The sequence below is a fragment of the Streptomyces sp. NPDC048514 genome, assembly GCF_043199955.1.
Classification (GTDB): Bacteria; Actinomycetota; Actinomycetes; order Streptomycetales; family Streptomycetaceae; genus Streptomyces.
In genome coordinates this window covers 1-11143 of record NZ_JBICWT010000022.1, presented here as the reverse complement: position 1 = coordinate 11143, position 11143 = coordinate 1, and the positions used below count along the sequence as shown (strand labels likewise).

Genomic DNA, 11143 nt, shown 5'->3' with positions numbered 1-11143 from the left:
GGGGCGGCGGGTCCGGCGCCCGCCCCCCCCGGGGGGGCGGGGGGGGGGCGTGTGGGGGGGGGGGGGCCCCCCGCCGCCGCCCCCCCCCCCCTCCCGTATGACGCTCACTCCCCGTCGAGGCCCCCGTTGTGCGCCATCGGCTGCAGATCGAACTCGCCGTCGCGCGCACCCAGCACGAACGCCCGCCACTCCGCCTCGGTGTAGCGCAGCACGGTGTCCGGGTCCAGCGACGACCGCATGGCGACCGCCCCGCCGGGCAGATTCGCGATCTCGACGCGCTCCTCGTGCTCCTCCGTGCCGGGCGCGCACCGCCATTCCACGCCCGAGATGTCGAGCGCGTACAGCTCGTCCCGCTCCCGTTCCTTGCGAGCCTTGATCTCCGCTTCCGTTTCCGCCATCGCGCAGCGACCCCTTCCGGACGTAACGTACGGTCCCGGCGCTCACCCTAGTGGCCGCCGGCGCCCCCTCCGGGAGCTTCGCCGACCGGGGGAAAGAGGCCCGCCACCACCTGGTACCCTGAGTGACGGCCGTTCGTGTACGCACCACCGGAACCGTGCAGGTTCCCGAGGCAGCGCCCAGCGGATCCCCGCCTCCGAGTAACGGAAGCTTCCCCGAGACGAAGACCGGGGGCACTCGGCGGCATTCACAGACTATGAGGAGTACGCGTGTCGCTCGACGCCGCTACGAAGAAGCAGATCATCGGCGAGTTCGGTACCAAGGAGGGTGACACCGGCTCCCCCGAGGTCCAGGTCGCTCTGCTCTCCCGTCGGATCTCCGACCTGACGGAGCACCTCAAGACCCACAAGCACGACCACCACTCCCGCCGTGGCCTGCTGATCCTGGTCGGTCAGCGCCGTCGCCTGCTGCAGTACCTGGCGAAGAAGGACATCCAGCGCTTCCGTGCCCTGGTCGACCGCCTCGGCATCCGCCGTGGTGCGGCGGGCGCCAAGTAGGACGCCGTGGAGGGAGCGGTTCCCGAGCCGATCGGGAGCCGCTCCCTTTGCCGTACGTGCGGGAACGTGCGGAGTGTCACGCACGCTTTGTAGTGTGGTAGCACAACGCAGGACGCACGACACAGAACGAGGAGAAGTGCACCTCGCCGCCGCCGGTCCTCGGTAGTGGCCCCCGGGGGAAGTGAGCCCGGGTGCTTCGATCGAAGACCGGCCCGCACAGCCCGGCGCACTTCTCCGCAACCGTCCCCCTGCCACACGGGCAGCCGAGGGACGAAGACGAGGAGAAAACGCTAGTGGAGAACGAGACCCACTACGCCGAGGCCGTCATCGACAATGGCGCCTTCGGCACCCGTACCATCCGCTTCGAGACGGGCCGCCTGGCCAAGCAGGCCGCCGGCTCCGCCGTGGCGTACCTGGACGACGACACCATGGTGCTGTCGGCCACCACCGCCTCCAAGAACCCCAAGGACCAGCTCGACTTCTTCCCCCTCACGGTGGACGTCGAGGAGCGGATGTACGCCGCCGGCAAGATCCCCGGCAGCTTCTTCCGCCGTGAGGGCCGGCCCTCCGAGGACGCGATCCTCACCTGCCGCCTGATCGACCGCCCGCTGCGCCCGTCCTTCAAGAAGGGACTGCGCAACGAGATCCAGGTCGTCGCCACGATCATGGCGCTCAACCCCGACCACCTGTACGACGTCGTCGCGATCAACGCCGCGTCCGCGTCCACGCAGCTGGCCGGCCTGCCCTTCTCCGGCCCGATCGGCGGCGTCCGCGTCGCGCTGATCCGCGGCCAGTGGGTCGCCTTCCCGACGCACACCGAGCTCGAGGACGCCGTCTTCGACATGGTGGTCGCGGGCCGCGTCCTGGAGGACGGCGACGTCGCGATCATGATGGTCGAGGCCGAGGCCACCGAGAAGACCATCAAGCTGGTCGAGGGTGGCTCCGAGGCGCCGACCGAAGAGGTCGTCGCCGCCGGTCTGGATGCCGCGAAGCCCTTCATCAAGGTGCTCTGCCGCGCCCAGGCCGACCTCGCCGCCAAGGCCGCCAAGCCGACCGGCGAGTTCCCGATCTTCCTGGACCACCAGGACGACGTCCTGGAGGCCCTGTCGGCCGCCGTCCGCCCCGAGCTGGCCCAGGCGCTCACCATCGCCGGCAAGCAGGAGCGCGAGGCCGAGCTGGACCGCGTCAAGGCGCTCGCCGCCGAGAAGCTCCTGCCGGAGTTCGAAGGCCGCGAGAAGGAGATCTCCGCCGCGTACCGCTCGCTCACCAAGCAGCTGGTCCGCGAGCGCGTGATCAAGGAGAAGAAGCGCATCGACGGCCGCGGTGTCACCGACATCCGCACCCTGGCCGCCGAGGTCGAGGCCATCCCGCGCGTGCACGGCTCCGCGGTGTTCGAGCGTGGCGAGACCCAGATCCTGGGCGTCACCACCCTCAACATGCTCCGCATGGAGCAGCAGCTGGACACCCTCTCCCCGGTGACCCGCAAGCGCTACATGCACAACTACAACTTCCCGCCGTACTCCACCGGTGAGACCGGCCGCGTCGGCTCCCCGAAGCGCCGCGAGATCGGTCACGGCGCCCTCGCCGAGCGCGCCCTCGTGCCGGTGCTGCCGACGCGCGAGGAGTTCCCGTACGCGATCCGCCAGGTCTCCGAGGCGCTGAGCTCCAACGGCTCGACGTCCATGGGCTCGGTCTGCGCCTCCACCATGTCCCTGCTGAACGCCGGTGTGCCCCTGAAGGCCCCGGTCGCCGGTATCGCCATGGGCCTGATCTCCCAGGAGATCGAGGGCGAGACGCACTACGTCACCCTCACCGACATCCTCGGTGCGGAGGACGCCTTCGGTGACATGGACTTCAAGGTCGCCGGCACGAAGGACTTCGTGACCGCCCTCCAGCTCGACACCAAGCTGGACGGCATTCCGGCCTCCGTCCTGGCCGCGGCCCTCAAGCAGGCCCGCGACGCGCGCCTGCACATCCTCGACGTGATGATGGAGGCCATCGACCGCCCGGACGAGATGTCCCCGAACGCTCCGCGGATCATCACCGTCAAGATCCCGGTCGACAAGATCGGTGAGGTCATCGGCCCCAAGGGCAAGATGATCAACCAGATCCAGGAGGACACGGGCGCCGAGATCACGATCGAGGACGACGGCACGATCTACATCGGTGCCTCCGACGGTCCGGCCGCCGAGGCCGCCCGCGCCACGATCAACGGCATCGCCAACCCGACGATGCCCGAGGTCGGCGAGCGCTACCTGGGCACGGTCGTCAAGACGACCACCTTCGGTGCGTTCGTCTCCCTGCTGCCCGGCAAGGACGGACTGCTGCACATCTCGCAGATCCGCAAGCTCGCCGGCGGCAAGCGCGTGGAGAACGTCGAGGACGTCCTCGGTGTGGGCCAGAAGGTCCAGGTCGAGATCGCCGAGATCGACTCCCGCGGCAAGCTCTCCCTGATCCCCGTGATCGAGGGCGAGGAAGGCGACGAGACGCAGAAGGACGACGCCGACCAGTGACGTCCCGTAGCTCCAAGGCGACGGCCCGCACCTCTTCGGAGGCGCGGGCCGTCGCCCGTACCCAAACCCTCATCAAGGGCACCGGCGGCATCGGCACGGTCCGCAAGACCACCCTCCCGGGCGGCCTGCGCATCGTCACCGAGACCCTGCCCTCGGTCCGCTCGGCGACCTTCGGCATCTGGGCGCACGTCGGTTCCCGGGACGAGACCCCCGCCCTGAACGGCGCCACGCACTACCTGGAGCACCTGCTCTTCAAGGGCACCTCCAAGCGCAGTGCCCTGGACATCTCCGCCGCCATCGACGCGGTCGGCGGCGAGATGAACGCGTTCACGGCGAAGGAGTACACGTGCTACTACGCACGCGTGCTCGACACCGACCTGCCGCTCGCCATCGACGTCGTCTGCGACATGCTGACCGGCTCGCTCATCCTCGAGAACGACGTCGACGTCGAGCGCGGCGCGATCCTCGAAGAGATCGCCATGACCGAGGACGACCCGGGCGACTGCGTGCACGACCTGTTCGCGCACACGATGTTCAAGAACAACGCCCTCGGCCGCCCGGTCCTCGGCACCGTCGACACGGTCAACGCCCTCACCGCCGACCGCATCCGCCGCTTCTACAAGAAGCACTACGACCCGACCCACCTCGTGGTCGCCTGCGCCGGCAACATCGACCACAACAAGGTCGTACGGCAGGTCCGGGCCGCCTTCGAGAAGGCGGGCGCCCTGAAGAGCGCGGACGCGCAGCCCATCGCCCCGCGCGACGGCCGCCGTACGATCCGCACCGCCGGCCAGGTGGAGCTGCTCGCCCGCAAGACCGAGCAGGCGCACGTCGTCCTCGGCATGCCGGGCCTCGCCCGCACCGACGACCGGCGCTGGGCCATGGGCGTGCTCAACACCGCCCTCGGCGGTGGCATGTCCTCCCGTCTCTTCCAGGAGGTCCGGGAGAAGCGCGGCCTCGCCTACAGCGTCTACTCGTACACCTCCGGCTTCGCCGACTGCGGCCTGTTCGGCGTGTACGCCGGCTGCCGCCCGAGTCAGGTGCACGACGTGCTGAGGATCTGCCGGGACGAACTCGACGACGTCGCGGCCAACGGCCTCACCGACGACGAGATAAGCCGCGCCATCGGCCAGCTCCAGGGCTCCACCGTCCTCGGCCTCGAGGACACCGGCGCGCTGATGAACCGCATCGGCAAGAGCGAGCTGTGCTGGGGCGAGCAGATGTCCGTGGACGACATGCTGGCCCACATCGCGGCGGTCACCCCGGACGAGGTCCGCTCGGTCGCCCGCGAGGTGCTGGGACAGCGCCCGTCGCTCTCGGTCATCGGCCCGCTGAAGGACAAACAGGCCGGGCGGTTGCACGATGCTGTCGCCTGAACCCCTCCGTCGTCGGACTCGGTAAGTCGGTAAGGAAGCGAACATGAGCAAGCTGCGCGTGGCGGTCCTCGGTGCCAAGGGCCGGATCGGGTCCGAGGCGGTCAAGGCGGTCGAGGCCGCCGAGGACCTGGAGCTGGTCGCCGCCCTCGGCCGGGGCGACAGGCTGGAGACCCTGGCGGAGACCGGCGCCCAGGTCGCCGTCGAACTGACCACCCCCGCCTCCGTCATGGGCAACCTCGACTTCTGCGTGCGCCACGGCATCCACGCGGTCGTCGGCACGACGGGCTGGACCGAGGAGCGCCTCGCACAGCTGACGGGCTGGCTCGACCAGGCCCCGGAGACCGGCGTGCTCATCGCGCCGAACTTCTCCATCGGCGCCGTCCTGACGATGAAGTTCGCCCAGATCGCCGCCCCCTACTTCGAGTCGGTGGAGGTCATCGAGCTGCACCACCCGAACAAGGTGGACGCCCCCAGCGGTACGGCCACCCGCACGGCCCAGCTCATCGCCGAGGCCCGCCGGGCGGCCGGCAGCGCTGCGGCGCCGGACGCCACGGTCACGGCCCTGGACGGCGCCCGGGGCGCGTCCGTCGACGGGATCCCGGTGCACGCCGTACGGCTGCGCGGCCTCCTGGCCCACCAGGAGGTACTGCTCGGCGGCGAGGGCGAGACCCTCACGGTCCGTCACGACTCCCTGCACCACAGCAGCTTCATGCCGGGCATCCTGCTCGGCGCCCGCCGCGTGGTGACCACTCCGGGCCTGACCTTCGGCCTCGAGCACTTCCTCGACCTGAGCTGAGCACCGACACGTCATGCGCGCGAAGATCACCTACCTCGTCACGGCCGCCGTCCTGGTCTTCTACTTCGTCCTGGTCGGCAGCCGCGGCGTCATGCTCATCCAGTCCGGCACGGTCCTCACCGTCACCTTCGGTGTCGCGGTGCTGATCCTGCCGGTCATCGGCCTGTGGTTCCTGTGGAAGAACACCCAGTTCGTCCAGCGGGCCAACCGGCTCGCCGCCGAACTCGACGCGGAGGGCGGCCTGCCCGTCGACGAGCTGAAGCGCACGGCGAGCGGCCGTATCGACCGTGACTCGGCGGACGAGGTCTTCGGCCTGCGCAAGGCCGAGACCGAGGAGCGCCCCGACGACTGGCGGTGCTGGTTCCGGCTGGCCGTCGCCTACCACGACGCCCGCGACACCCCGCGTGCCCGCAAGGCCATGCAGCGCGCCATCGCGCTGCACGACGGCAGGACGATCGAGGCCTAGCCGCGGCCCGGGCGGGGTGTGCGGCGGATCAGCCGCGCCGGTACTCCGCGGCCCAGGCCTCCACCGCGTCCGCCGCCCGGTCGAAGGCCGTCGGACGGCCCAGGAAGTCCAGACCGTGGGTGGTCAGCAGGGGAGCCGTGTCCTCGGGGCGGCGGTCCTTGCGCACGAACGCCAGCGCCTGCCCCTGCACCGTCCGCGGCAGCCCAAGCCAGCGCACCGGCTGCTGCACCGTCCGTACCGAGACGACCCGCGCCCACGGCACCGTCCGGGTGCCGAGGAGTCCGGCCCGGCGCAGCCCGTGCCCGCTCACCCACACGCCCATGCGCAGCAGCCGCAGCGCGCCGGCGATGACGACCAGGCCCACGACGAGGACGACCGCCCAGGTCGGGGAGGAGCTGGCGGAGAACACCGAGCCGGTCAGGGCGATGAGGACGGCGGCGAACAGCATGAACGAGGCGATCAGCAGCCCCAGGGCCGCCGCGGCCACACGCCACGGCCCGGGACGGTAGGGGCGCCGCCAGCGCTCCCGGTCGTCGCAGGGCAGCGCGCTCTCGGATGCAGTTTCGAAGGTGCGGTCGGCCGTCAGAAAGGGCAGGGGCACGGCTGGTCCTCACTCGGTCCTCGCATGGGCTGTGCCCGGTGAGGCTATCCGGCGCCGTTGCCGCCCACCACCCGTGGGCGGCCGGAAGGGTCAGTGCCCCTGGGACGCCTGGGACTGCTGCACCGGCGAACCGGACGGCGTGGACAGCGCCGGTGTGCCGAGGACGAGCGCGCCGGCCAGCCCGGCGACGATGGTGAGGCCCAGCAGCCAGCGTCCGGCCAGCTCGCCGAACGAGGCCCGCCCACGGGGCGGGGGAGTGACATTGCTGCGGAACCGGTCTGCCTCGGCCAGGAAGGCGAAGGGCACGGGCTCGCGCCGACGGAACATGGGGAGAGCACCTCTCCTCTCGGGATCGAATGTGTGGTCCTCACCGATACAGACGCTCTGATGGCACAAAAGGTGCCCATGTCGGAAAACTTCTCGCGGCGAGGTCACGGGTCGGATCGGCGCCGAGTGCCCCGATACAGTGGGCGCGAACCCCAGAAGTGATGGAAGGACCCTCGTGACCCGCACCCCGGACGACGAGTTCAAGATCGATCTGCGCGGCGATGTCACCGTCGAACTGGTCAAGCACAGCGCGGCCGACTCCGACGTGCTCTTCGCGGCCCGCGTCTCGACCATCGGGGAGCAGTCCCTGGAGGAGCTGGACAAGGACCCGGAGCGCTCGAAGGGCCTGATCAACTACCTGATGCGCGATCGGCACGGCAGCCCCTTCGAGCACAACTCGATGACCTTCTTCATCAGGGCCCCGATCTTCGTCTTCCGCGAGTTCATGCGGCACCGGGTCGGCTGGTCGTACAACGAGGAGTCGGGCCGCTACCGGGAGCTGCAGCCGGTCTTCTACGTCCCCGACGCCTCCCGCAAGCTCGTCCAGCAGGGCCGTCCGGGCAAGTACGTCTTCGTCGAGGGCACCGAGGAGCAGCACGAGCTGCTCGGCGGCGCCATGGAGGAGTCCTACCGCCAGGCCTACCGGGCCTATCAGGAGATGCTCGCGCAGGGCATCGCCCGCGAGGTCGCCCGTTCGGTCCTGCCCGTCGGTCTGTACTCCTCGATGTACGCCACCTGCAACGCCCGCTCCCTGATGCACTTCCTCGGCCTGCGCACCCAGCACGAGCTGGCCAAGCTGCCGTCCTTCCCGCAGCGGGAGATCGAGATGGTGGGCGAGAGGATGGAAGCGGAGTGGGCGAAGCTCATGCCGCTGACGTACGCCGCCTTCAACGCCAACGGACGCGTGGCCCCGTAGCGAAGCCTTGTTCGCCCGCGCGGAACGGATGTACGGATCAGCCAGGCGAAGTGTCCGTATTGCGGCATTTAGAGAAGTTCATCTAGCCTGATCAAACGGACCCGGCACTGCTTGAACCCCCGAGCAGGCAGTGCCGGGCTCCTTATTTGTCCTGACTTTCCCGGCACCCCAAGGGCAGACCCCGCATTGAGCACCGAGTAGCGTGTTACCCATGGCTCCGACCTCCACTCCGCAGACCCCCTTCGGGCGGGTCCTCACCGCCATGGTCACGCCCTTCGCGGCGGACGGCGCACTCGACCTCGACGGCGCGCAGCGGCTCGCCGCCCACCTGGTGGACGCAGGCAACGACGGCCTGATCATCAACGGCACCACCGGCGAGTCCCCCACCACCAGTGACGCGGAGAAATCGGATCTCGTACGAGCCGTGGTGGAGGCGGTCGGCGACCGTGCCCACGTGGTGGCCGGAGTCGGCACCAACGACACCCGCCACAGCATCCAGCTGGCCCGCGAGGCCGAGCGCATCGGCGCCCACGGCCTCCTGGTCGTCACGCCGTACTACAACAAGCCCCCGCAGGAGGGCCTGTACCGCCACTTCACCACGGTGGCCGACTCGACCGGCCTGCCGGTCATGCTCTACGACATCCCCGGCCGCAGCGGCGTCCCGATCAACACGGAGACCCTCGTCCGGCTTGCCGAGCACCCCCGTATCGTCGCCAACAAGGACGCCAAGGGCGACCTCGGCCGCGCCGGCTGGGCCATCGCCCAGTCCGGCCTCGCCTGGTACTCCGGCGACGACATGCTGAACCTGCCGCTGCTCTCCGTGGGCGCGGTCGGCTTCGTCTCGGTCGTCGGCCACCTGGTCACCCCCGATCTGCGCGCCCTCGTCGACGCGTACACCTCGGGCGACGTCGTCAAGGCCACCGAGATCCACCAGAAGCTGCTCCCGGTCTACACCGGCATGTTCCGCACCCAGGGCGTCATGACCACGAAGGCGGCGCTCGCCCTCCAGGGCCTGCCCGCAGGACCCCTGAGGGCCCCCATGGTCGAATGCTCGACCGAGGAGATCGCCCAGCTCAAGATCGATCTTGCTGCCGGCGGGGTACAGCTCTGACAACAGACTTGGCACCACCCGAGCTTCACAACTGAACAGACAACCGCATACGCGGGCCACCGGCGCCCGCACTCCACAACGACAACTGCTTATGCACGAACGTCATGCGCGCCACGTGCCCGACCGGTACGTGGCGCGCGTGGTGAGGAGAGTCTTTTGAGTCATCCGCATCCTGAACTCGGTACGCCCCCGCCGCTCCCCGAGGGCGGCCTGCGCGTCACCCCGCTCGGCGGTCTCGGCGAGATCGGCCGGAACATGACGGTCTTCGAGTACGGCGGCCGCCTGCTGATCGTCGACTGCGGAGTGCTCTTCCCCGAGGAGGAGCAGCCCGGAATCGACCTGATCCTGCCGGACTTCTCGTCCATCCGGGACCGCCTCGACGACATCGAGGGAATCGTCCTCACGCACGGCCACGAGGACCACATCGGCGGTGTCCCCTTCCTGCTCCGCGAGAAGCCGGACATCCCGCTGATCGGCTCCAAGCTGACCCTCGCCCTGATCGAGGCCAAGCTCCAGGAGCACCGGATCCGCCCGTACACCCTGGAGGTGGCGGAGGGACACCGCGAGCGCGTCGGCCCCTTCGACTGCGAGTTCGTCGCCGTCAACCACTCCATCCCGGACGCCCTCGCGGTCGCGATCCGCACCCCCGCGGGCATGGTCGTCCACACCGGCGACTTCAAGATGGACCAGCTGCCGCTGGACAACCGCCTCACCGACCTGCACGCCTTCGCGCGGCTGAGCGAGGAGGGCATCGACCTGCTCCTCGCCGACTCCACGAACGCCGAGGTCCCGGGCTTCGTCCCGCCCGAGCGGGAAATCTCCAGCGTCCTGCGCACGGTCTTCGCCAACGCCGGCAAGCGGATCATCGTGGCCAGCTTCGCCAGCCACGTCCACCGCATCCAGCAGATCCTGGACGCGGCACACGAGTACGGCCGCAGGGTCGCCTTCGTCGGCCGCTCCATGGTCCGCAACATGGGCATCGCCCGCGACCTCGGCTACCTCAGAGTCCCGCCGGGCCTGGTGGTCGACGTCAAGGCGCTGGACGACCTGCCCGACCACCAGGTGGTCCTGGTCTGCACGGGCTCCCAGGGCGAGCCGATGGCGGCCCTGTCCCGCATGGCCAACCGCGACCACCAGATCCGGATCGTCGACGGCGACACCGTCATCCTGGCCTCGTCGCTGATCCCCGGGAACGAGAACGCGGTCTACCGCGTGATCAACGGCCTCACCCGCTGGGGCGCCCACGTCGTCCACAAGGGCAACGCCAAGGTGCACGTCTCCGGCCACGCGTCCGCGGGTGAGCTGCTGTACTTCTACAACATCTGCCGCCCGAAGAACCTGATGCCGGTGCACGGCGAATGGCGCCATCTGCGCGCCAACGCCGAGCTGGGTGCCCTGACGGGTGTCCCGCACGATCGGATCGTCATCGCCGAGGACGGCGTGGCGGTGGACCTGATCGAGGGCAAGGCCAAGATCTCCGGCAAGGTCCAGGCCGGTTACGTCTACGTCGACGGCCTCTCGGTCGGCGATGTCGGGGAGCCGGCGCTCAAGGACCGGAAGATCCTCGGTGACGAGGGCATCATCTCCGTCTTCGTGGTCGTGGACTCCTCCACCGGCAAGATCACCGGCGGTCCGCACGTGCAGGCCCGTGGCTCCGGCATCGAGGACTCGGCCTTCGCCGCCGTCCTGCCGAAGGTCACGGAAGTCCTGGAGCGGTCCGCCCAGGACGGTGTCGTGGAGCCTCACCAGCTCCAGCAGCTCATCCGCCGCACGCTCGGCAAGTGGGTCTCGGACACGTATCGCCGCAGGCCGATGATCCTGCCGGTGGTCGTGGAGGTCTGACGCCTCGTCGGTGCACGGCTGGAGCGGGGCCCTCGATTTGCATCGGGGCGCCCCGCTCCAGTACGTTTACGGCTCTGCCCGACCGGGAACCCCAGCACTTCATGCGCTGGACGCTGGTGTCCTGGGAGAGGGTGGGAAAACCGGCTCAGAACTTCTGATAAAGTCGGAACCGCCGGAAAGGGAAACGCGAAAGCGAGAACCTGGAAAGCACCGAGGAAATCGGATCGGAAAGATCTGATAGA

11 protein-coding genes are annotated in these 11143 nt (G+C 69.5%); 8 read left to right on the top strand and 3 right to left on the bottom strand.

The features are described 5' to 3' along the window. Positions 1-104: 104 nt before the first annotated feature. Positions 105-398 (bottom strand): DUF397 domain-containing protein, encoded by a 294-nt coding sequence (locus ACGFT2_RS33980; RefSeq protein ID WP_393286197.1) that lies wholly within the window; start codon positions 396-398, stop codon positions 105-107. A 267-nt stretch (positions 399-665) separates the two neighbouring features. On the opposite strand from ACGFT2_RS33980, the gene rpsO reads away from it, so the two are divergent. The 5 genes from rpsO to ACGFT2_RS33955 all read left to right on the top strand — a co-directional run bounded on the left by rpsO (position 666) and on the right by ACGFT2_RS33955 (position 6104). Then, positions 666-953, top strand: a complete 288-nt coding sequence (rpsO, locus tag ACGFT2_RS33975; protein WP_030177470.1) for a 30S ribosomal protein S15 — start codon at positions 666-668, stop codon at positions 951-953. 293 nt (positions 954-1246) lie between these two features. Continuing rightward, positions 1247-3466 carry a polyribonucleotide nucleotidyltransferase gene (locus ACGFT2_RS33970; RefSeq protein WP_393286194.1) on the top strand — a complete coding sequence of 740 codons (2220 nt, stop codon included), beginning with the start codon at positions 1247-1249 and terminating at the stop codon, positions 3464-3466. Continuing rightward, on the top strand, positions 3463-4842 hold the full coding sequence (locus ACGFT2_RS33965; RefSeq protein ID WP_393286191.1) for a M16 family metallopeptidase: 1380 nt from the start codon (positions 3463-3465) through the stop codon (positions 4840-4842). Before ACGFT2_RS33970 ends, ACGFT2_RS33965 begins: the two co-directional genes overlap by 4 nt. 43 nt (positions 4843-4885) lie before the next feature. Then, positions 4886-5638: a 4-hydroxy-tetrahydrodipicolinate reductase gene (gene dapB, locus ACGFT2_RS33960; RefSeq protein ID WP_393286188.1), complete on the top strand. Its 753-nt coding sequence runs from the start codon at positions 4886-4888 to the stop codon at positions 5636-5638. A gap of 13 nt (positions 5639-5651) precedes the next feature. Continuing rightward, a complete protein-coding gene (locus ACGFT2_RS33955) occupies positions 5652-6104 on the top strand; it encodes a hypothetical protein (RefSeq protein WP_393286185.1) in 453 nt (150 codons plus the stop codon). 28 nt (positions 6105-6132) lie between these two features. Here ACGFT2_RS33955 and ACGFT2_RS33950 read toward each other — a convergent pair whose 3' ends face one another. Both ACGFT2_RS33950 and ACGFT2_RS33945 read right to left on the bottom strand, forming a co-directional pair. Continuing rightward, complete coding sequence (locus tag ACGFT2_RS33950) at positions 6133-6705, bottom strand: hypothetical protein (protein ID WP_393286183.1); 573 nt, start codon at positions 6703-6705, stop codon at positions 6133-6135. A gap of 90 nt (positions 6706-6795) precedes the next feature. Then, positions 6796-7032: a hypothetical protein gene (locus tag ACGFT2_RS33945; protein WP_393286181.1), complete on the bottom strand. Its 237-nt coding sequence runs from the start codon at positions 7030-7032 to the stop codon at positions 6796-6798. Positions 7033-7207: 175 nt separating this feature from the next. On the opposite strand from ACGFT2_RS33945, the gene thyX reads away from it, so the two are divergent. The 3 genes from thyX (at position 7208) to ACGFT2_RS33930 (ending at position 10901) form a co-directional block, all read left to right on the top strand. Then, complete coding sequence (thyX, locus tag ACGFT2_RS33940; protein ID WP_393286178.1) at positions 7208-7948, top strand: FAD-dependent thymidylate synthase; 741 nt, start codon at positions 7208-7210, stop codon at positions 7946-7948. Positions 7949-8159: 211 nt separating this feature from the next. Then, entirely contained in the window at positions 8160-9059 is a 900-nt protein-coding gene (dapA, locus tag ACGFT2_RS33935) for a 4-hydroxy-tetrahydrodipicolinate synthase (RefSeq protein WP_393286175.1), read from the top strand. A gap of 156 nt (positions 9060-9215) precedes the next feature. Then, the gene (locus ACGFT2_RS33930) at positions 9216-10901 is read left to right on the top strand and encodes a ribonuclease J (RefSeq protein WP_393286174.1); all 1686 of its coding nucleotides are present in this window, start codon (positions 9216-9218) and stop codon (positions 10899-10901) included. The last annotated feature ends 242 nt before the right edge of the window (positions 10902-11143 follow it).

What these genes read in the sequence shown, in the direction of transcription:
- ACGFT2_RS33980 (WP_393286197.1), bottom strand. Translation starts at nt 398, where the DNA reads ATGGCGGAAACGGAAGCGGAGATCAAGGCTCGCAAGGAACGGGAGCGG.
- dapB (WP_393286188.1), top strand. Translation starts at nt 4,886, where the DNA reads ATGAGCAAGCTGCGCGTGGCGGTCCTCGGTGCCAAGGGCCGGATCGGG.
- ACGFT2_RS33955 (WP_393286185.1), top strand. Translation starts at nt 5,652, where the DNA reads ATGCGCGCGAAGATCACCTACCTCGTCACGGCCGCCGTCCTGGTCTTC.
- ACGFT2_RS33945 (WP_393286181.1), bottom strand. Translation starts at nt 7,032, where the DNA reads ATGTTCCGTCGGCGCGAGCCCGTGCCCTTCGCCTTCCTGGCCGAGGCA.
- dapA (WP_393286175.1), top strand. Translation starts at nt 8,160, where the DNA reads ATGGCTCCGACCTCCACTCCGCAGACCCCCTTCGGGCGGGTCCTCACC.